This window comes from Nostoc sp. (assembly GCF_036917355.1).
Taxonomy (GTDB): domain Bacteria; phylum Cyanobacteriota; class Cyanobacteriia; order Cyanobacteriales; family Nostocaceae; genus Nostoc.
The window spans coordinates 83,069-106,272 of the sequence record NZ_JBALDP010000062.1 but is presented as its reverse complement, the minus strand read 5'-3'; the positions used below and the strand labels follow the sequence as shown (position 1 = coordinate 106,272).

The following is a 23,204-nucleotide window of genomic DNA, read 5'->3' as shown; positions in this document are numbered from 1 at the left end:
AATTTATCTGGTTCATCAAATCATGAGTACCGAAATAGTACAAGAACAAATAGCAAATCCAGATATAGCAATAGTGGGGATGTCTGGTCGTTTACCTGGTGCTAAAAATATCGATGAGTTTTGGCATAATATCCAAAATAAAGTTGAATCTATTTCATTTTTTTCTAATGAGGATTTAGTAAATTCAAATTTGGAAGAGGAAGTTTTACACGATCCAAATTATGTTAAAGCAGCACCTGTATTAGAAGATATTGAGTATTTTGATGCAAGATTCTTTGGTTATTCTCCTAAAGAAGCTGAACTAATTGACCCCCAACATCGGCTCTTTATAGAATGTGCTTGGCAAGCTCTTGAAAACGCTGGATATGACCCAGAAACTTATGAAGGTCTGATTGGAGTTTATGCTGGCATTAGCACAAATACTTATTTTTTTAATAATATATATAACAACGTTAATTCCAGAGATATTTCCAATAACTATACCTTTAATAAAGATTTTTTGACCACAAATATCTCATATAAATTAAATTTAAAAGGGCCAAGTGTAGGAGTCCAAACTTACTGTTCTACTTCATTAGTTGCCTTACATTTAGCCTGCAAAAGCCTATTAGATGAAGAATGTGATATTGCTTTAGCTGGTGGGGTTACAATCATAGTCCCACAAAAGTCAGGTTATTTATATGAAGAGGACGGGATTTTATCTCCTGACGGTCATTGTCGAGCCTTCGATGCTAAAGCACAGGGTACTATTTTCGGCAGCGGACTTGGAATAGTCGTATTAAAAAGATTAAAAGATGCTATTGCAGATAGAGATTACATTCATGCAATTATTAAAGGTTCAGCAATCAATAATGACGGTTCCTTGAAAGTTAGCTATACAGCACCTAGTGTAAATGGTCAGGCTGAAGTTATTGTAGAAGCTCTAGCAAATGCTGGAATCGATGCTGATGATATTTCTTATATAGAAACTCATGGAACTGGAACTGCTGCTGGAGATCCGATAGAAATTGCTGCACTCACTAAGGCTTTTCGTGCTTTTACACAAAGAAATGGCTTCTGCGCTATCGGTTCAGTTAAACCAAATATCGGACATCTAGATATAGCTGCTGGTATAGCAAGTCTAATCAAAACTGTACAAGCATTAAAATATAAAAAGATACCTCCTAGCCTCCATTTTGAAGTTCCTAATCCTGAGATTGATTTTGTAAACAGTCCATTTTACGTTAATACTGAACTTACCGAGTGGAAAACTAATAATACTCCCCGAAGAGCAGGAATTAGTTCCTTGGGTTTTGGTGGAACTAATGCCCATGTAATTCTTGAAGAAGCTCCTATAATTGAATATCTTGATGATTCTAGACCTTCGCAATTGTTGTTACTCTCAGCCAAAACTAGCACAGCATTAGAAACTGCAACTAGAAATCTGCTTACGTATTTAAAACAACATCCAGATATAAATTTAGCTAATGCAGCTTATACTTTAAAGGCGGGTCGGAGAGCTTTTAACTATCGCCGAATATTGGTGTGTGAGAGTGTTCAAGATGCTGTCAACATCTTAGAAACACAAGAGCAAGAACGAATTTTTACTATATGTCAAGAGCATAGAGAACAGCCTGTCATTTTCATGTTTTCAGGACAAGGGTCACAATATGCAAATATGGGTCGGGAACTATATGAAGTCGAACCAACATATCGCAGACATATAGATAATTGTGCCGAAATTTTGCAACCTCACCTCGGTCTTGATATCCGTCATTTACTCTTTCCAGAGTTTGAAAAGATTGAAGTGGCTAACCAGCAACTACAGCAAACAGCGCTCACCCAACCGGCGTTATTTGTGATTGAGTACGCCCTAGCTAAGTTGTGGATGTCTTGGGGTGTACGCCCAGAAGCGATGATTGGTCATAGTATCGGGGAATATGTAGCAGCAGCGATCGCAGGTGTATTTTCTCTTGAAGATGCTCTAGCAATTGTGGCAAAAAGGGGACAACTGATGCAACAGCTATCTCCAGGGAGGATGCTGACAGTCCCACTTCCAGAAAAAGAAGTGCGATCGCTCTTAGGTGCAGAGATGTTGTATAAAAACTCTCTAGAGATAGCAGCAATTAATACCAAAACTTCATGCGTAGTTTCTGGGACAAAGGAAGCGATCGCCACACTACAAAATCAATTATTTTCTCAAGGTGTTGAATGTCGGCTGTTGCATACATCTCATGCATTTCATTCGCAAATGATGTCACCAATATTAGAAGAGTTCGTGCAATTTCTGAAAACAGTTAAACTCAATCCACCACGCATTAGCTTTATTTCCAATGTGACTGGTAGTTGGATTACAGATGCACAAGCCACAAATCCTAACTACTGGAGCCAACATTTAAGACAAACTGTGAGATTTTCTGATGGTATATCTCAACTATTAAAGCAGTTTGCAGGTGTTTTGCTAGAGGTAGGGCCAGGGCGAACTTTAAGCACATTCAGCACACAGCATTTAGATAAAAATGCTAAACAATACATACTAACTTCCTTACCCCATGTTAAAGAGCAACAATCGGATGTCAGCTTTTTGTTGCAGACATTAGGTCGGTTGTGGCTTTTTGGTGTAGATATCAATTGGTCTGGATTTTATACCCACGAACAGCGTCATCGTTTACCTATGCCTACCTATCCTTTTGAACGGCAAAGGTATTGGATTGATGCCAAATCTTCATCACCTAATTTAAATAGTAAACCAATAACATTAGATCATAAACAAGATATTAGAAACTGGTTTTATGTTCCTTCCTGGAAACGCTCTTTACTCACTCACCCATCCTCTTCTAAAACAGACGTTACCCAAAAAGAATGGTTATTTTTTGTTGATGATTTGGGAGTAACTCAAAACCTAATTAATGTATTAAAAAGCCAAAAAATAAATGTAATTATAGTTAAGCAGGGAGAGCATTTTAATAAACTATCTGAAGATATTTATACAATTAATCCATGTGCCAGCGAAGACTATAATACATTATTCCAAGAATTAATCTCACTCGGCAAAACCCCGCAAAATATAGCTTACCTATGGAGTGTAACTAGTAGTGAAAATATTCAAATAGGTAATTATTTAGAATTTAAGAGTCTGCTATTCCTATCACAGAGCCTCAGAAAACTGAAAACTAGCGAAAGCTTGCAACTTTGGGTTGTATCTAATCATATTCAAGAAGTTAATGGAAGTGAAATTATAACTCCAGAGAAAGCAACACTGTTAGGTTTATGTAAGGTAATTTCTCAAGAGTATCCTAATATAATCTGTCGAAGTATTGATATTGCTTTAACTAAACACCTAGATGTAGAGAAAAAACAAGGCGACTGTGAAAATAATATTGTTGACAAACTTTTAAGTGAGTTAACATCTCCATCCTCAGACTTAGTTGTTGCTTATCGTGGTTGCTATAGGTGGGTACAAACATTTGAACCAATTGCTTTAAAGCCAACATTTGAAGAGAAAATACCATTTAAAAAACAAGGTGTTTACCTGTTTCCAGCTGGGTTAGAAAGTATTGAAATTCTCCTTGCAGAGTATTTAACAACAACTTTCCAAGCAAAACTAATATTTATTGAAGATTTAAGTTTTCCAGAAAATAATGATTTATCGCAATGGCTTGTAACTCACACTCAAGAAGATGAAGTAAGCTACAAAATTAAACAATTGCTGGCATTAGAGAAATTAGGTGCAGATTTTTTAGTAATGCGTGCAGATCCAACTAATTATGAACAAATGCATCAATGCTTTTCATCTGATAAGATTGGGCAAATTAACGGGGTTATTTATTCAACTGGAATCAATCGTGAAAAAATATTTGGTTCGATTCCAGAAATTGGTAAAATAGAATTAGAAAATTTATTTGACTGCCAACGTCGTAAGATTACTGTATTAGAAGAAATTTTACAAAATAGAGAGTTAGATTTTTGTATTATTTTTTCTTCTTTAGCTTCCATTTTAGGGGGATTTGGGTTAGGTTTGTATTCGGCAGCTAATCATTTTGTAGATAGCTTTGCTAACCGACACAACCGAAATAATTCTTTGTCATGGCATATTATAAATTGGGATAAATTACACCTAAATCTTACCCAAGAGCAAAAAATGCTAGGAAAAGCATCTGGTGTGCAATTGGGCATTACTCCCGCAGAAACTATAGAAGTATTTAAAAGAATATTCTCCTTAGAGAAAGGAACTCAGATTATTGTTTCTACAGTAGATATAAAGGCTAGACAGAATTATGCATCTAACTTTGATGATTTAGCAAATGCAAAATCTTCTAATCAATTAGATTCATCTCCATCCTATTCCAGACCTCAACTTAGTAATTCCTACGTTTCTCCGACGAATCAGTTGGAAAAACAAATTACGGAAATATGGCAAGAGGTACTTGGGATTGCAGAAGTTGGTATTTATGACAACTTTTATGAGTTAGGAGGAGACTCTCTGATTGCAAGTCAATTAGTTTCTCGATTGAGAGCAAAATTTCCCATAGATTTACCACTGCGTGACCTTTTATTACAAGCCATGATTCCAACCAAGCAGGCGGAAATGATTGAGCAACTTCTATTAGAAAAAATAGAAGAATTATCTGAAGAAGAAGTAGAAGCTCTTTTAATTAACAAATAAAGTTACAAGAAGCATACACTTTCTCCCTTCTCTTCGTGCCCTCTGCGCCTCTGCGGTTTGTTAAAAACTTGAAAACCTTCATTTAAAAAACAGGAAAAATACTCCATGTCTCTAGTAAATACTCTCCCCAACTATGAACCAATCGCTCGCTTGCAGAACGAATTCAAGAATACACCTGAAGATTTATTAGCAGGTATAATACCTGCTTTAGAGCAAATATTCTTATCACAACTTCCTACGGGAGCGCATATTCTTGAACTAGGTTGTGGTTCTGGCTATTTAGCCCAACAGCTTAACATTAAAGGATATAAAGTTACTGGAATTGATGCTTCTGAAGGGCTGCTAAACTACGCTAGAGAAAACGCCCCTGAAAGTGAATTTATTCTTAGTGATATACGTAATTTTGAGTTACAACCCATCTTCGATGCAGTTTTGGCAAATGATGTTCTCCATTTTATCCAAAACAATGAAGATTTAAAAACGGTATTTAAAAACGTATATGCTGCACTTAAAGATGGTAGCGTCTTTGTATTCAACATACCAATAACAGATTGGCTACATGAAGCCGCTCAAAAAAACAATTTTAACATTGTTTATGTCAATGATGAATGCACTTTAATGGAGTTGTTCTCCTATAAGCCCGAAGAAAGAATGTGGGAAATCAAAGTCACAGGGTTTGAATTGATAGAAAAACAATGGCAGCGTTCAGACACCATTTGGTTAAGAAAAGATCACTTTCTAGCAGAAGTAGAGTCAGCTTTAAAAGATGCGGGCTTTACAGAATTCAATTATTACAATACTAGAGACTTTGGAGAGAGTGAAGATATAGCTTGCTTTGTTTGTCAGAAAACCCCGCTTAAGTAATACAGCAATCCTAAATCGTTTGTGAAAACTCTTCTCTCTGCACCTTTGTATAAAATTAAATATTTTTTGTCGCAGAGAAAGAGTTTCCAAGCAGAAGTTTTATAAAAGCTTTGTATTTCCTAGATTTATGAAATTACAAATCAAATATGACTGCGATCGCTAAAAATAACTTTTAATTATATATTACCAATGAACAAACAGCACTCTAACTTATCACCTGCAAAAAAAGCCCTTTTAGAAAAATGGAAAGGAGGAAAATTTCAAGCTGATACTATTCCCAAACGTCAAACATCTAAGAATATTCCTTTATCTTTCTCCCAACAAAGACTATGGTTTATTGACCAGCTTTACCACGGAAGCGCTTTCTATAATATTCCTATCGCTTTTCATATAAAAGGACAACTGAATATTGCAGTACTTCAGCAAAGTTTGAATGAAATTCTCAAGCGTCACGAAATTTTGCGCACAAATTTTACACTTGTAAATGGAGAACCAATACAGGAAATCGCATCAGATTTAACTTGGGATTTACCTATCATTAATCTTGAGCATTTGTCTGGTCAAAATTGGGAAGGAGAAGTAAAAAAACTTGTAGCTGAGTCAGCAACAAAACCCTTTAATTTAGCTAAAGGATTTTTAGTCAGAGCAAGTTTACTACGTTTGAGTGAAGAAGAATACGTTTTGCTTGTTACCATGCACCACATCATTACAGATGGGTGGTCTTGTGGTGTGTTCTTGCGAGAGTTGTCAACGCTGTATGCGGCTTTCTCTACAAATCAGCCTTCTCCCTTACCCGAACTCCCTATTCAGTATGCAGACTTTACCATTTGGCAGCGCGATCGCACTCAAGGTGAATTCCTTACAACCAAATTAAATTATTGGAAGCAACAACTAAGCGGTGAACTTCCCGTACTCCAATTACCCACAGATCGCCCACGACCTAGCGTCACAACTTTTGCTGGTGCCAAGCAATACTTTACATTCTCAAAAGCCTTGACTGATGCGCTCAGACAATTAAGTAAGCGAGAAGATGCCACTTTATTTATGAGTTTGCTGACAGTATTTAATATATTATTATATCGCTATACAGACCAAGAAGATATTGTGATTGGTTCTCCAATTGCCAACCGTAATCGATCCGAATTAGAAGGAATGTTGGGCTTATTTGTTAACACTTTAATATTACGTAATAACCTCAAGGGCAATCCTAGTTTCTGCGAACTTTTACATCGGGTTCGTGAGGTAACTCTCGATGCTTATGCACATCAAGATTTGCCTTTTGAGATGATTGTAGAAGAATTGCAACCCGAACGAGACTTAAGCCGAAATCCGCTTTATGAAGTCATGTTTGTTTTGCAAAATACTCCAACATCTGTACAAGAAGTATCTGGATTAAATTTGCGTACTTTAGAGTTTGATAGCGGCACATCTCAACTTGATATTTTCCTATCGATGTTTGAGTTTCAAGATGATTTGACAGGATGCTTGGAGTACAATACAGATATTTTTGATGCAACAACAATTGCCAATTTTATTAACAATTTTCAGACTTTGTTAGAAAATGTTCTTGCTAATCCAGAGCAAGGTATCTGTGAGTTATCGCTACTAAATGCTTCTGAGCAAGAGCAATTATTACTAAATTTTAATCAAACTAATGCAGACTATCAAGATGTATCTCTGGCTCAATTATTTGAACAGCAAGTTGAACTAACACCTGATTCATCAGCATTAATTAGTCAATTAGAAGAAGTTACCTATCGTCAACTTAATTGTAAAGTTAATCAGCTTACACATTATTTACAAAAACAGGGCGTAACAAAAGAAACCTTAGTTGCTCTATGTCTTGAACGCTCTGTAGATATGGTGGTAGGGATTTTAGCTATCCTCAAAGCTGGCGGTGCATACATTCCACTCGATCCAAATTATCCAGTTGAGCGTTTAAATTTTATGCTCTCTGATTCTCAAGCATCGATATTAATAACTCAGCAGGAAATATTAAAAAAACTATCATTATCTTCAGCTAAAACTGTTTGCTTAGATATTCAAAAAGACGAAATTGCTCAAGAAAGTCTAGAAAACCCCCTTAACATCTTAAAAGCTGATAATCTTGCCTATATTATCTACACCTCTGGCTCAACTGGAACTCCTAAAGGCGTTCTTGGAACTCATCGCGGTACAGTAAATGGCTTACACTGGTTATGGAAAACTTATCCTTTCACCCCAGAAGAAGTTTGTTGTCAGAAAACAGCTATTAGTTTTGTAGATTCTGTTTGGGAAATTTTTGCTCCTTTACTTCAGGGAATTCCTACAGTAATTATCAGTAATGCAACTATATTAGACCCACAGCTATTTATAGAAGCTTTAGCACATCACAAAGTTACCCGTATTATACTTGTACCCTCACTACTGCGTTTAGTTATAGATAATTACCATCATCTAACCAAAAAATTATCACAACTAAAACTCTGGATAACTAGCGGAGAAGCACTATCTATTAACTTAGCTAAAACTTTCCGAGAATTAATGCCATTTGCAAAATTAATCAACCTTTATGGCTCATCGGAAGTTTCAGCCAACGCCACTTACTACGACACAAGTTTATTACAAGATCAAGCAAATAGTGTCCCCATCGGGCGTCCTATCGATAATACTCAAGTCTACGTGTTAAATCGCAATTTACAACCAACACCTGTAGGAGTTGTTGGCGAGCTTTATGTTGCTGGTGACGGATTAGCAAGGGGATATTTAAATCGTCTGGAATTAACTCAGGAAAGATTTATCGATAACCTCTTTGTTCCCCAAAGAAAGCTGTACAAAACAGGCGATTTAGGACGTTATCTGAATGATGGTAATATTGAATACTGGGGTCGTCATGATGAGCAAGTAAAAATCAGAGGTTTTCGTGTAGAATTGGGTGAAATTGAAACTGTTATTAGACAGCATTCAGATGTACAAGAATCTGTTGTAATTGCCAGTAATGATGAGCAAGAAAATCAATGTTTGATTGCTTATGTTGTTACAGATAATCAGGATATAGCTACACAATTGTTGTCTTATTTACAGCAAAAATTACCTAATTATATGCTTCCATCTGCCTTTGTGGTATTAGATACACTCCCACTTACACCTAATGGCAAAGTAGATAAGCGTTCTCTTTCTACAAATAAAGTTATCCGACAAAATACTACTAAATCTTTTATTGCTCCTCGTAATTTTACAGAATTATCATTAGTAAAATTGTGGGAGAACCTCTTAAATACTAACCTCATCGGCATTACAGATAATTTCTTTGACTTGGGTGGTCACTCATTTTTAGCTGTGCGCTTAATGGCTCAAATTCAAGATAAATTCGGGCATAATCTTAGCCTATCTACTCTTTTTGAAAATCCCACAATTGAAAAACTTGCTCCTATTATTGGCCAGCGATCGCACCAAAATCCTAATTCTCCAATTGTAGCAATTAACTCTTCTGGTTCCAAGATACCTTTCTTTTGTATGCATGGTGCTGGTGGCGGTATTAATAATTACTTTAAGTTATCCAGAAGGCTTGGTGAAGATTATCCATTTTACGCCTTAGAACATACCCCTGACAAAGAAAAAACTGAAATTCTCTCATTAGAGGAGACAGCAAATAATTACCTCCAAGAAATTCGGAAAGTACAATCAAATGGTCCTTATCTTTTAGGTGGTCACTGTTACGGTGGTGTACTCGCTTTTGAAATGGCGCAGCAATTACAAAGACAGGGTGAAACGGTAGATTTGTTAGTTGTTATTGATGCCATCCTCTTAGAAACACGCATTGAATCTACAAAAGATGATGATGCAAAGTTTTTACTCCGCATGGCTGAATCAATAAAAACCGATAATAATATAGATTTTTCAATTCCTTTTGAAGAACTTCGACAGTTGTCACTAAATGAGCAACTCGAGTTAATTAATAAAAAAGCAAATTTCATCTTTACTGATACAGAGATTGAAGATTTTATTAGCTATTACAAACTTTTCAAAGCTGATGTTCAAGCCATGCGAGATTATGTTCCGCTACTTTATCCTCAGCCTATAACTCTATTTCGAGCCAAGGAGAAGATTATTCATGACTTTGACAATCCAGAATGGAATACTGATGACCCATTATTAGGTTGGGGTAAATATTCTAATCAACCCATTCAAGTAATTGAAGTTCCTGGCGATCATTTCTCGGTTTTCGTTGAACCTCATATTCAGGAATTAGCCAAACATCTGAAAAATTGTATTGATCGTGCTGCGTGCAATGTCATAAATAATGGGAGTAAAAAAGACTAATGAAACTTCCCTCAGAACTTAAAACACCGTTATGGTTGCTAGGTCTACAATTCGAGGTTAATCCCTTTGGTTATTTAGATGCTATTTCCAAACGTTATGGTGATATCGTTACTGTAATGTCTGGTTCTACACCAATTGTTTACATCAGCAATCCTTCAGGGATAAAAGAAGTTTTTACAAATACCAAAGAAATTACAGCTAGCGGTGCATTAAACCAAGATTTCGCCTTCATAACCGGAAATAAAGGAGTCTTGCAACTTGATGGTTTAATTCATAAAAATCGGCGTAAGCTCCTAATGCAAGCTTTTCATGGAGCGCGGATGCAAGCCTGTGGTCAAGGTATCTGTGAAATCACAGAAAAGATGATGAATAAACAGATGATTGGAAAACCTTTTGTTGCCTACCCGGTGATTGAAGATATTACCTTTCAAGTGGGTATAGAAAGGGTAATTGGTTTGCAGGAAGGAGAGCGCTATGACAAAATTAAGCATTTATTTGCATCTTTGCTTAAACTCGATAGGCAATCTCTTATAATTAAGATTTTTAGCAAGATTTTCCAAGAAAAAGATTTAGGTCGATGGAGTCCACAGGGATATCTGCTTCATCTCCGGCGAGAACTTTTTCAATTGCTATCTATTGAGGTTAAAGAACGTCGCCAGCAAGCAGATTTATCACATACTGATATACTTGGCGATCTGATATTTGCTTGTGATGAAACAGGTGAAGCATTAAGTGATGAAGAGGTGCGTGACCTGCTATTATCACCTATATTTGCAGCTGGTGATGCTTCGGGAACTGCTATCAGTTGGTCTTTATATTGGATTCATCGGCTAAAAACTGTTAGAGAGAAACTACTAGAAGAACTTGATAGTCTTGGTCAAAATCCAGACCCTATGAGCATTGTTGCACTCCCCTATTTAAGTGCTGTTTGTAACGAAGTTTTGCGAATTTACCCAACCCAATTGTTTACATTTCCCAGGTTGGTAGAATCTCCAATTGAGTTAATGGGCTACGAACTCCATCCTGGCACAATACTACTTGGTAATATTTATTCTACCCATCAGCGTGATGATTTATATCCAAATCCAAAAGAATTCCAGCCAGAACGTTTTTTAGAAAAACAATTCTCTCCCTACGAGTTTCTACCATTTGGTGGCGGTTCTCGTGTGTGTATTGGCGCGAGTTTTGCCCTATTTGAAATGAAACTTATATTAGCAACCATTCTTTCACGCTACCAATTAGAGTTGGTCAGTCAGCGCCCAGAGCGTCCCAAATTTGCAGGTTTAATTTCTTCTCCGGCAAGTGGGGTGAAAATGATTATGTGTGGTCGGCGTCAAGATCAAGGAAAGTCGCAGCCGTTAGCTGTTGGTTTAGTTTAACTAATGAATTTGATTTTTAATTCTGTTGATATATATTTCTGAAAATTCTGATTTTTGAATTTGTTCTTTTCTAGCTAAATATCTATAAATCATCGGAGTAAATAAGATTTATGACACTACCCCCAGGGCCGAAAACACCCTTATGGCTACTACGTCAGCAACTCGATACTAATCCCCTTGGCTGTTTGGATGGTATTTACAAACGCTACGGCGATATTATCACCATAATGGCTGGTTCTACACCAATAGTTTACGTCAGCAATCCATCAGGAATAAAACAGTATTTGACTAATACCAAAGAAATTACAATCTCTACTATTCCCCCAGGAGATTCTCCAATTACAGTCGGACAGATGGGACAGCAGGGAATTCTTCATGTTGATGGCTTAGTTCACAAACATCGTCGTCCTCTGTTAATGAAAGCTTACCACGGGGAGCGGATGAACGCTACTGGAAAAAGTATTTGTGAACTCACAGAAAAAGTTATTAGTCAACAGACGATAGCAAAAACTTTCATTGCCAATGAAATGTTATCAAAAATCACTTTGCAAGTAGCTCTAGAAGTTGTGATTGGATTACGAGAAGGAGAGCGCTATGAAAAAATAAAACATCTATATACCTCTTGTATGAAATATGAAAAATCTCCTCTGTTTGAGATCATAAAAAAATTGCCTTTTGCACAATTGGATTTAGGTCGGCTGAGTCCGTGGGGATACCACAAGTATCTCCTGAAAGAAATTTTCCAATTTTTATACAATGAAGTCAAAGAACGCCGTAAACAAGCAGATTCTTCACGCACTGATATGCTCTCCGATCTGATATTTGCTTGTGATGAAACAGGTAAACCGCTAAGTGATGAAGAGGTACGCGATCTTTTGTTTTTGCCTATTTCAGCAAGTAATAATGGTGCAACAGATTCCCTTACCTGGGTATTATACTGGGTTCACAGTTTAACAGATGTTCGTGAGCAACTGCTTGAGGAACTCGATAGCCTTGGTGAAAACCCAGATCCGATGAAGATTGTAGCATTGCCTTACCTTAATGCTGTTTGTAATGAGGCTCTACGAATTTACCCAAGTTCGATGTTCTCACTGCCAAGGGTGGTAATGTCCCCAGTGAAGATCATGGGGTATGAGTTAATTCCAGGTACGATACTCTTTACCAATATTTATTCAACACATCAACGTGAAGATGTGTACCCAGAGCCGAAACAATTTAAGCCAGAGCGTTTTCTAGAAAACAAATTCTCTCCCTATGAATTTATCCCCTTCGGTGGCGGCGCTCGTAGTTGTATTGCAGGAGCTTTTTCGAGCTTTCAAATGAAGCTTGTGTTAGCAACAATTCTTTCAAACTACAAATTAACGCTGGTTAATAAGCGACCAGAACAAGCAAAGCATTCCAACGATCAATGTTACGCCAAGAGTGGCGTAAAAATGGTTATGCATGGTCGGCGTCAGCATCAAGGAAAGTCAAAACCACTTGTTTCTGACTTTGTTTAGATATTGGATTTAGTTTTTTATTCAGTTGATATAAGCCATATTTCTAGTTTTACCCTTTTCAGGTATAAAAATACATTTCATCTTGGAGACAATAAATATGAAACAGAGTCGTAAAGGCGCAGTCGTCATCACAGGAACATCCACTGGCTTAGGTCGAGTAACTGCGCTTTCACTTGCTAAGGAAGGATATCGAGTTTTTGCTGGAGTCCGTACTGAGAAAGATTCACAGTCGCTAAAACAGGCTGCATCTGGTAATTTAACACCAATTATTATGGACATCACCAAAGCAGAAGAAATTAAAGCTGCTTTGGAATTTGTCTCACTAGCGGTTGGAGATGAAGGATTGTTCGCATTAATTAATAATGCAGTTGTAGCAGTAGACGGCCCACTAGAATGTCTTCAAATAGATGATATCAGATGGAACTTTGAAGTAAATGTTATTGGGCAAATTACAGTTACCCAAGCATTCTTGCCATTGGTTCGACAAGCAAAAGGTCGAATTATAAATATCAGTGCAATTTGTGGGAGATTAGCTCTACCTTATAGAAGTCTTTTGTGTGCTTCTAAATTTGCGATCGAGGCAATTACAGATTGTTTAAGAATGGAATTATGCTCTAGTGGCATTGAGGTTATTTCCATCTTACCAGGGGGAATAGTAACCCCAGAACAGGCTGATAAAGTAGAAGTTAGTTATCAGGAAACATTAGCTAATATGTCTCCCGAAACTAAAGCTATATATGGCAAGAATTACAAAATATATATGCAAGGTGCAGTAGAGGACAATCGTAACACAGGTTTACCACCTGAAAAAGTGGCAAATACGATTTTGGAAGCTCTGAGAGCTAAAAAGCCCAAAAGACAATATTTTGTCACACAATCATCATGGGAACTTAGGCTGTATGCCTTGTATAAAAGATTGGTGCCACATCAATATTTTTATGACAATTTTTATAAGGGTATGCAAAAAGGAATGGGATTTGATTAGTAACTTATCGCTATTTCATTCTTTTTGAAGAAAAACTGGAGCAGAGATAGTAAATATGCCAACTCAACATACTCACCAATTTCTCATAAGTGATTGCCGTTTTTGTTCCTTAGTTTCTAAAGCTAATGGAGAAGACCCAATTGGAACAGCAGGGACTTGTGAGTATTGGTTGATTATGGAAGTTCCACAACCTTGGCCGCAAGAAATATTTCAAGAAAATCCAACTATTAAGCCATTGATGGGTTTATTTGAAGAGTTAGTTTTTAAGCATGGGGTCAAGTTGAAACCCTTGCTAATTGCTCCTGACAGCGAGTATTCTCATCCTGGCTTGACCCGCATTTTCTACTACTATCGCCCTACAAAGTTATTTTCTCAGTTTCAGAAACAGGAATTTGTTGTTCCAGAAAGCAAAGCGGCTGCTTTGGTGACAGCAATATTCAAGCAATTAATGCAACAACCCAACGATTTATCAGAATTTCAGCAATATCAACAAAAAACGAGTCACATCCGCGAACTCATGGTTTGTACACATGCTCAAGTTGACCTGGCTTGTGGCAGATTTGGGACTCCCATCTATCGACGATTACGTAAAGAATATGCTCCTGTTTCTAATGGAAAATTAAGAGTCTGGCAAACAACTCACTTTGGTGGCCATCAGTTTGCTCCTACTTTAGTTGATTTACCTCAAGGATGCTTGTGGGGACATCTAGAGCCAGATGTATTGGATTTATTAGTGCAGCGAAATGGTTCAGTTTCTGGTTTACGTCAATACTATCGAGGATGGACTGGTTTAAGCGAATTTGAGCAAAGTGCTGAACGCGAAATTTGGATGCAGCGTGGTTGGAGTTGGCTAGATTACTTGAAAGCAGGCAAAGTGCTGGCGATGGAAGAGGTTGCTGAAGGAGAGCATGCTGACTGGGCAGAAGTTCGGATTGATTTTGCACTTCCAGATGGTAGTGCATCAGGTGCTTATGAAGCCAGAGTAGAAGTATGTGGTGAGATTATGAGTGCATTTAACTCAGCAAAAGAGATGGAGTTAGAAGCAGTGAGGCAGTATTGCGTTAGTCGTTTGATTAAGGTTGAGTAAACAGAAATGAGCCAAAAACTAAAAAATGATTTCACAAAAACAATCTCAAATTACACATGAAATACTTCAAGGTAATCTTGTTAAGCTGATGTTTAAGTTATCAATTCCCAGTACTTTGGGAATATTGATGCTTAGTTTAAACACTTTTATTGATGCTTTGTTTGCAGGACGATTTATTGGTGAATCTGCTTTAGCTGGTATTTCAATTGCATTGCCATTTACAAGTATTATCAATGGATTTGCTCTATTAGTTGGGGTAGGTTCTGCATCTGTTATTAGTCGAGCTATCGGTTCTGGAGATATCAAAATTCAGTCAAAAATATTTGGTAACTTAGTTGTGATGAGTGTTGTCATCTCATTATTCATCACAATTTTTGGTTACAGCTTTGGTGAAGAATTAATTGTATTAATAGGAGGAAGCGGTGAAGTAGCATTAGAAGGCACAAAATATTTTAAGACTTATATACTAGGCTCAGTATTTTTGATATTAGGAGAAGCTTGTAGTCGTGTCATAAAATCAGAAGGTAAAATTAGGTTAGCCACAATATTTGACTGGCTTTTTGTTATTGTCAACATTTTATTGAATTATATATTTATTAGTGTATTTAATTGGAAAACTCAAGGTATTGCTTTCGCTACAGTTATTGCGATGATTGTTTATTGTATCGTCAATTTAGGTTATTTTATTTCTGGTAAAAGTTCTATCCCAGTCAATCTTAAAAAAATAGCGATCGCTGTAGATTTACTCCGTGCAATATTATCTGTTGGCATATCAGAATTATTCTATCCGGTGACAATATTGATTCAAGATTTTCTGATTTTCAATTTAATTTCTTTCTACGGTACAAATAGCGATATTGCTTTCTTTGGAGCAACAGTCAAAGTGTCTTCATTTGTATTTATTCCCATCATTGGTTTTGCCCAAGCATTACAACCTATAATCGGCATGAATTATGGCGCTCAAAATTATGAAAGAATAAAAAAAGCCTACTTAACTTTTGCAATCATTGGCACTATTTTAGCAATATTAATTTGGTTGCCTTTACAATTATTTCCAAAGACACTTTTAGGTATAATTCTCCCAAGTGCTAATTTTACAGAAGGTGATGTATTTAATTTTATAATCCTCAGTATATTAATACCGATATGGCCTTTAGCATACTTTAGCAATACTCTTTTTATATCTATAGGCAAAGGTAAAACTGTATTAGCAGTAATTTTGGTAAGAAGTATAATCTTAACCGTGCCAATGGTACTATTCTTTTCAAAAATATCAGGTGTAAGGGGCATATACTATGGAATGCTTTTTGCAGATGTTTTATTTATGCTAATTGTATTTGTACTAACAGTTTTGGAATTTAAATATTTAAGTTTACTTAAAGCGCAAGTGAGCAAATAGTGAGATGTATAACTAGTAAAATAATAAAGTTGTTCTGCACCAATTAAATAAGTTACTACCAGATTGCAAGACATATTTAATCAAATATCAAGAGGTGAATTATGTATCAAGACGACAAAGAAGACGCAACAGTTTACAAAGTTGTAGTTAATCATGAAGAACAGTATTCGATTTGGCCATCTCAGCGGGAAAACCCTATTGGTTGGAAGGATGCTGGAAAAAATGGTTTAAAGCAAGAATGTCTGGATTACATCAAAGAAGTCTGGACTGATATGAGACCGCTTAGTCTGCGGAAAAAGATGCAGGAAACATGTGGGAATATTTAGGCAGATGTGCATTTAAATTGCGTATTTGGGTGGTTTTTTTCTACCACTCAACAAAATATAAGCATTTTCCTGCTACTGAAATTCCAACTTTCTTTACCTTAGTAACGCTTGTTAAAAATGGAGAATTTATATGGTGAATCCCTCAGTTTCTCAGACACGGATATGGTTTATTACTGGTTGCTCCAAGGGCTTAGGTCGAGCTTTAGCAGAAACAGTCCTTGAGCATGGTGAGACTGTGGTATTAACAGCACGAAATCTACAGCAAATAGAAGATTTAGTAATAAGGTTCCCGAATCGGACATTAGCGGTGAAACTTGATGTCACCAAACCCGAAGAAGTTCGGGAGGCCGTAAAACAGGCAATTGCCAAGTTTAGACGAATTGATGTACTTGTTAATAATGCTGGATATGGGGTTTTAGGGGCAATAGAAGAAGTCAAGGATGAAGAAGTTCGTAGTCAGTTTGAAACAAACTTTTTTGGTGTCTTGGAAGTGCTACGGACAGTATTACCTCAGATGCGACAACAACGCAGTGGACACATCCTTAATATTTCATCAGTTGGTGGTTTTGTGTCTTATGCTGGTACGGGAATTTATAATGGTGCGAAATTTGCGCTAGAAGGAATTTCTGAAGCATTAGCTCAAGAAGTTACACCTCTTGGTATCAAAATCACAATAGTTGAACCTGGCGCATTTCGTACAGATTTTGTGACAGGTTCTCTTGTCATAACTGATATCCAAATTAATGACTATGAACCAGTGATTGGTGAGATGCGTCAAGGTGCGCGAGATATCCTGGATATGAAATTGGAATTTAAGGAGCCAGGTAATCCGAAGAAAGCAGCTTTGGCAATTATTAAGGCAGTTGATAGTGATAATCCGCCACTGAGATTGGTGCTAGGAGAAGATGCAATTTATGCGATTAATGCCAAGCTGGAGTCAGTCAAAACAGAACTAGATGCTTGGAAGGAAGTATCTGTAAATACTGCATTTGATGAGGTTCTAGTAACCAAATAGAGCTATTTTTCGTAATTTACTATATACAGTAGGAGCTTGGAGGAAAGTCAGTAGACCGAAAAGTTCTGCGATCGCTAAAAAATAGTAGTCTGTGATACCGTTTATTCAGGAATGTACAACAGCCGATTTGGAGAGAACAACTGACTTTTCACAGCATGTGGAAAAGCTCATTTTAGCGGTTTCCTAAACCCTAATTTTTCCGTTAGTAATTATCATTAACTCTGAGTTATTGATAATTACTCTGTGAAAAAAGTCACGCTTTATCGAGGCTTGAGGACTTCCCGTGAAAAGTCAGGTTCGCATGGGAGCAATGCGGTTTTGTCAGATCCGGTAAATAAAGTGCGATCGCTAATTTCCCGCTATTTTTTAGTAATAATTTTAAGCTTTTCAAGACTTAACAGGAAAAGTCAGTACGATAAATGTAGTTCAAATACAGAGAAAAATGCTGTAAGCTAATACGCTTGGCTTAAAATCCCATTTCAATGGTCAAGCTGCGAATTTTTCCTGTATCTCCTTCAGCTTTATCTGCAACTTCCAAAGTCCAGGTTCCTTGGGGACTTTTACCTTTAAAAGCAGCAAGTTTAGGGGTGTTTACCTCGTCATAAGTTGTTTTGATATTATCTGTAGCTCCGCCTTGGCGATCGTGCAGATTTATGGGAAGTATGCCTGTTTGTACCGGGGGAAGGAGAGTAACTATAAGATCCCCAATATAAGTATGCTCGATATCTACATTAACTTTGATGGATTTTAGGGGGGTAGTATTAGCGATCGCCACCGATAATGTTGATGTTTGCAAGTCGTTAATTGGCACATCTTGCACTGCTTGGAATCTGCTGATGGGTGATGTTTGCGGTGGCTTAGCCAATTCTACAGCTTTCAGAGCATTGATTCGACCGTAACCGTAAAAGGGACTGCGACCATTGGCATCATATTTACCTCCGGCTTGATCGATGCGATCGCAAGAGCGTTTAATAATGTCTCGCACTTCATCCCAACGCAGATTTGGGTTTCTGGCAAGAATCAAGGCTGCTACACCTGCTGCACCTGGACAGGAACTAGAAGTTCCGCCAAATTCGTTCGTATAGTTGCCTAAAGCCTCACCCAGATTTCGATTACCGGAATTATAGCCAAGTACACCAGAGCGATCGGTTGTCCAAATTCCAGTGGTTTGAGAAATATCACCATTGTTGCTGGGGAAGGCACACCAGACTGCCTGACCAAAGTCACTGTAAGCGCTTCTCGTGCCATAGTCGTTACAAGCTGCCACTGCAATTATTTTTTGGTAGCTGGCGTAGCCGTCATTATCGACGCTTTCGTTACCATTGCCAGCTGCAAATAAAATTACACAGCCCTTGCCGTTGCGCCCTTTATTGATTGCAAAATCTATAGCAAGTCGTGTGGAATCAGGCAAAGGTACTTTTTGCTTGTGTGCGGGATCGTCTGGCTCAAACCAAGTACCGTCTGCTGGGCCCCAGCTACAAGAAATGACATCAGCACCATTTTGAGCCGCCCAAATAAAAGCATCTGCTTCATCCTGCGACCCCAACGCTGAAGCTAAACGAATCGGCATGAGTTTTGCACCAGGTGCCACACCAGATGCCCCAAAGTTACCGTTTGCACACGCTACTCCTGCACAGGATGTACCGTGGTTATTATCATTTCCCGGTCTGGGATTGTTCGTTTTACGTGTGACATCACGCGGGGCAACAATCTTGCCAGAAGAACGGAACTCTTCATGATCGAGATCCATACCATCATCGATAATTGCAATAATTGTCCCAGTGCCATTACTCAACTTCCAAGCTGCTTCAACGTTGGCATGGGCGTTAATTGTTTTACCATTAATTGTTGTTTGCTTTAAGTGCCACTGTTGTGGGAAAACCTGACGTTGGCGTGACTCACGCGCTAGTTCGGGATGGCACAGTTCAACTGATTCCTCATTTAGAAGTCTCTCGGCGATGTCAAAGACGGCTATACCAGTATTTGTAGGGGCGCTGACAAAATAAGCATTTCGTGCGTATTCAAGTTGGCGTTTAATTGTTAAGTTGTAACGTTTTAAAACCTCTTGGCACACCCTTGACTCTTCTTCGCTATCAAATTTAACAAAAAGGTTTTCAGTGTAAACTACAGGTTGTTGAGATACTGGATCGATTAAGACGCGTCCGGCAAATTGGACTTCGGACTCGTTGTTAAGTATTTCACGGGCGCGATCGCGCAAAGCAACACCCTGATTCGGAACTTTCGCTTGTAAAATTTCTACACCCGCTTGCCGAAACCGTGTTTTTAACTCAAATTGATTGAGGATACTACGAGCTATGGGTGATACAGGTGCGACTTCAAAGGATCTTGCACCAACAATAGTGCTACGGCTTTCAGTACGGACGACAACGTGTTCGTTACTGATAGCAAATTCATACTGTTGGCCGTTCTGTCCACCATAGCGAACCTGAACCATTGTTTAATCTCCTAAATGTTTTGAAAATTGGGCATTGGAAAACCGTATTATGCCTTACTTTTAAAGCTTGCTGTACCCATCTTAGGCTTACGTTTACCTTATGGATGCTTCTGATTTCATGTGTTATATGTGTACTACGATACAGAATTTAATCTATCTCAGTTTATACAAACCTTCGATTAGTCTTTCCAGAAAAGAGAGGATTCAAAATCAGGTTTTTTTAAGAATCTTCACTATTAGTAGGGGCGTATAACTGTGAATCACGATGAAAAGAATGTATTCCATACCATTGAAAAACACTATAAGATCATTAGAACTTGAGAAAGATGTTTTATTTTCCGGTTGAGTATTTTCTCCAGGTGTACTCTTTACCCCTGATTGGTGAAGTGAGATTTCAAAAAGACTACTTTTCTGAGTATCCTGAACAAATTCGCGTTGGTAGTGATGGCTACGATGGGCTACGCTTACGCACTGCTGTATCCTACATTCGTAAACCTGGGTACTATGCAGTACATTACAATCAACCCGGCACTGTGGCAATAGGGGCAATTTTACGACTTAACGACGGTGCGATCGCAGTTTTTTCAGGCGAACCCAATCAATCAGAACAGGGTATATTGAGTCCGGTTTATACATTAGAATCCAATGCTTCTTTAGCAGTACCAACTGGATTAATTTTTATCCGCTTTGCTGAAAGCGTTGATGTGGAATCGCAACGCGAGGTAATTAATCAAGCGGGTTATGAAGTTGCACAAAGCCTTTCTTATGCGCCTCATACCGCTTGGTTGCGTGCCAAATCAGGTAAGATTGTTGATGCGATCGCTGGCATTTCTCAGTTAGAAGCGATCGCTAATGTTAAGAGTGTCGAACCTCAAATGCTTATGGAAAGAGGTTTGAGATAAATTACAAATTATACATCTGATAAAGGTAACTGGAGCGATCGCCAATTCCTTAGCTAAATAAATTTTTTTAATTGAATGACTAGATTTATCCATGACCAATTTGCAAAAGATTATTTGGAAGAATTACTAAAACCTTATGGAGAAGTGCAAGGTTCTAGCCGTGTGGCGGGAGAAGTTCGAGAAATCGATGTTTTATTTTCTCCTTTAATAAAACAAAGCACAAATTTAGAAACACTAGGATTATTAGGAAGATTTGCCGCTACAACAGCCATTTTTGAACCCTTCCGCAACCCTGCATCAAAAGAAGAAATTTGTGATTGTCTGTTAAAATTATTAGAAGTAAGGGGTGGATTACAACGTCAAGCAAATCGCAATAAAACTTCCATTCCAGAATTAGAACTTCCCAAATTATGGATACTCACCCCAACAGCATCTACAACACTGCTGGCAGGATTCGGTGCTACTCAAAAAGTAGATTGGCTACCTGGAGTACATTTTATCGCAGAGTATTTGCGGACTGCGATCGTTGCGATTCACCAGTTACCGCGCACCCAAGAAACTCTGTGGTTAAGAATTCTCGGTCGAGGAACAGTACAAAAACAAGCAATAGATGAATTAGAAGCACTATCATCAAATCATCCATTTCGCAGAGCAACGCTAGAATTACTTTATAACTTGCGGCAAAACTTGCAAGTTAATCAAAATTCAGAAGAAGACGATCGGGAGTTAATTATGCGATTAAAACCACTTTATCAACAAGACCGGGAACAAGCTATACAAGAAGGGAATAAGCAAGGGGAACAACGTTTAATTATACGTCAACTAAATCACCGTTTGGGTGAGATTGATTCATCTACTATTGAGCGAGTTCAAGGATTATCTATTGAACAATTGGAGGCGTTAGGAGAGGCTTTGTTAGACTTTTCAGCTATTTCTGATTTAGAAGCTTGGTTAAACCAACCAATTGAATAATCTAATCTGCAAATCAATTAAATAAATTTTATCTGAAACTGCGCTTTATTCATGTAGGGGTGTACATTTGTGTTCCCCTACAATTGAAATGAGAATACTAACCAAAACTTTCAACAACGTACATATCATTTCCTGTATTGCCAACTAAAAGCAAGCTACTGTCATCACCTTCTAAACTTTGGCTGCCAGCAATACCCTTTTGCAGAACTTTAATTATTCTTTGGGGAGTAAAAGATTCTAATTCCACAAATTTTCCAGATTCTAACCATGCTAATTCTTCAGCAGATAAACTTTGACGAACTTCTTCAGGTAATTGTTTAGCTGCTTGCGCCGACTCTGGAGAGGTTTGAATGAACATTCCGCGCTTCGTAGCGATAATTTGACGTGGCGTTAGTCCGATATCAATAATCGCAATCTCGCTATTGAGAAACCAATTAGCATTGGTTCTCAAATTATGAACTAAACCAATTCCTTGGAGATTGCAATCATGTATTGCATAGACTTTCAAATCGGGATTGCGCCGCAGCATTTGCATTGTGGTGTTAAAAATGCTTTGGGGATATCCAGTAATGCTGAGAATTGCACAGTTATTTTCAAAGTGAAAATTATTAGCAATTAATAGTTGAGCAATACTAGCACTATCACAAACTACTAATCTATCAAAACTGTAAGCTGTTACATCAGGATTAATCGTGGCTGGTGTATTTTCCTGCTTTGGCGAAGGAAGGATTTTGAGAATTGAACCATTTATCTGCTGCCAACGATCTAGCCAATCTTTAACCTGAGATTCAGAAATTAAAAAGTCTTGTGTTAATAATTCAATTCGCCCTATCTGTCGAGTTCCTAAATATATGGGCAGCATTCCTATAAGAACAACAATGACAAAGAAGCTGAATGAGTTTGAGCCAAGACTTAGTATAATTCCTATGGCAAGAATAATTCCTCCTATGATTTGTAAATTCCTCGCATACTGTTTGCGACTTACAAGATTGAGTTTAGTTGATTTGCTACTTTCATGAAAAAAAATAATAACCACCAGATTTACTATTAGTGGTAAAAAAATCGTTATTGATGTAACCAAGTTAAAAAATATAAAAGGAAATAGCCAGCCAAATCGTGAAATTGACTTATAATTTTTTTTGAGCCGATTATCTAGAAAATAAAGCAGTTGCTTGGGTGTAAAGAATAAAGTGTTATTTGCAGAAATGTCAGCGATCGCTTTTGCAAAAAAAGGATCGGTAATCTGAACATTACTCATGCTAGTCGGTTCAAAGGCAAAGGGATGATTGCATTTTATACACCGACCTTGATTAGCTGTCCGATCTTTTAGTTTATTGTCAGTTCCGCAGTTAATACACTTCATAATGGTTTTTT

General features: G+C 37.6%; 14 protein-coding genes. 12 read left to right on the top strand and 2 right to left on the bottom strand.

The window, feature by feature from the left end; all coding sequences use genetic code 11:
* Positions 1-22 precede the first annotated feature (22 nt).
* The 10 genes from V7K53_RS18970 to V7K53_RS18925 all read left to right on the top strand — a co-directional run bounded on the left by V7K53_RS18970 (position 23) and on the right by V7K53_RS18925 (position 17,501).
* Positions 23-4,645, top strand: a complete 4,623-nt coding sequence (locus V7K53_RS18970) for a type I polyketide synthase (RefSeq protein WP_335199010.1) — start codon at positions 23-25, stop codon at positions 4,643-4,645.
* Between the two features lie 105 nt (positions 4,646-4,750).
* A complete protein-coding gene (locus tag V7K53_RS18965) occupies positions 4,751-5,509 on the top strand; it encodes a class I SAM-dependent methyltransferase (RefSeq protein ID WP_335199009.1) in 759 nt (252 codons plus the stop codon).
* A 189-nt stretch (positions 5,510-5,698) separates the two neighbouring features.
* Positions 5,699-9,811 carry a non-ribosomal peptide synthetase gene (locus V7K53_RS18960; RefSeq protein ID WP_335199008.1) on the top strand — a complete coding sequence of 1,371 codons (4,113 nt, stop codon included), beginning with the start codon at positions 5,699-5,701 and terminating at the stop codon, positions 9,809-9,811.
* Positions 9,811-11,190, top strand: a complete 1,380-nt coding sequence (locus V7K53_RS18955) for a cytochrome P450 (RefSeq protein WP_335199007.1) — start codon at positions 9,811-9,813, stop codon at positions 11,188-11,190. Before V7K53_RS18960 ends, V7K53_RS18955 begins: the two co-directional genes overlap by 1 nt.
* Before the next feature lie 110 nt (positions 11,191-11,300).
* Positions 11,301-12,689, top strand: coding sequence for a cytochrome P450 (locus V7K53_RS18950; protein ID WP_335199005.1), 1,389 nt, complete (start codon positions 11,301-11,303; stop codon positions 12,687-12,689).
* Between the two features lie 97 nt (positions 12,690-12,786).
* A complete protein-coding gene (locus V7K53_RS18945; protein WP_335199004.1) occupies positions 12,787-13,674 on the top strand; it encodes an SDR family NAD(P)-dependent oxidoreductase in 888 nt (295 codons plus the stop codon).
* 55 nt (positions 13,675-13,729) lie between these two features.
* Positions 13,730-14,761 (top strand): sucrase ferredoxin, encoded by a 1,032-nt coding sequence (locus V7K53_RS18940; RefSeq protein WP_335199003.1) that lies wholly within the window; start codon positions 13,730-13,732, stop codon positions 14,759-14,761.
* A gap of 25 nt (positions 14,762-14,786) precedes the next feature.
* On the top strand, positions 14,787-16,160 hold the full coding sequence (locus V7K53_RS18935; RefSeq protein WP_335199001.1) for an MATE family efflux transporter: 1,374 nt from the start codon (positions 14,787-14,789) through the stop codon (positions 16,158-16,160).
* Positions 16,161-16,261: 101 nt separating this feature from the next.
* Positions 16,262-16,486, top strand: coding sequence for an MbtH family protein (locus tag V7K53_RS18930; protein ID WP_335199000.1), 225 nt, complete (start codon positions 16,262-16,264; stop codon positions 16,484-16,486).
* Between the two features lie 130 nt (positions 16,487-16,616).
* Positions 16,617-17,501 carry an oxidoreductase gene (locus V7K53_RS18925; RefSeq protein ID WP_335198999.1) on the top strand — a complete coding sequence of 295 codons (885 nt, stop codon included), beginning with the start codon at positions 16,617-16,619 and terminating at the stop codon, positions 17,499-17,501.
* Positions 17,502-17,967: 466 nt separating this feature from the next.
* On the opposite strand, the gene V7K53_RS18920 is transcribed toward V7K53_RS18925, so the two are convergent.
* Positions 17,968-19,956, bottom strand: a complete 1,989-nt coding sequence (locus tag V7K53_RS18920; protein ID WP_335198998.1) for a S8 family serine peptidase — start codon at positions 19,954-19,956, stop codon at positions 17,968-17,970.
* Between the two features lie 326 nt (positions 19,957-20,282).
* Between V7K53_RS18920 and V7K53_RS18915 the strand changes: the two genes are divergently transcribed.
* Together V7K53_RS18915 and V7K53_RS18910 are read left to right on the top strand one after the other, a co-directional pair.
* Positions 20,283-20,858 carry a hypothetical protein gene (locus V7K53_RS18915; protein WP_335198997.1) on the top strand — a complete coding sequence of 192 codons (576 nt, stop codon included), beginning with the start codon at positions 20,283-20,285 and terminating at the stop codon, positions 20,856-20,858.
* A 75-nt stretch (positions 20,859-20,933) separates the two neighbouring features.
* Entirely contained in the window at positions 20,934-21,830 is an 897-nt protein-coding gene (locus tag V7K53_RS18910) for a DUF4351 domain-containing protein (RefSeq protein WP_335198996.1), read from the top strand.
* 97 nt (positions 21,831-21,927) lie between these two features.
* Here V7K53_RS18910 and V7K53_RS18905 read toward each other — a convergent pair whose 3' ends face one another.
* Positions 21,928-23,193 (bottom strand): hypothetical protein, encoded by a 1,266-nt coding sequence (locus tag V7K53_RS18905; RefSeq protein WP_335198995.1) that lies wholly within the window; start codon positions 23,191-23,193, stop codon positions 21,928-21,930.
* Positions 23,194-23,204: the final 11 nt, after the last annotated feature.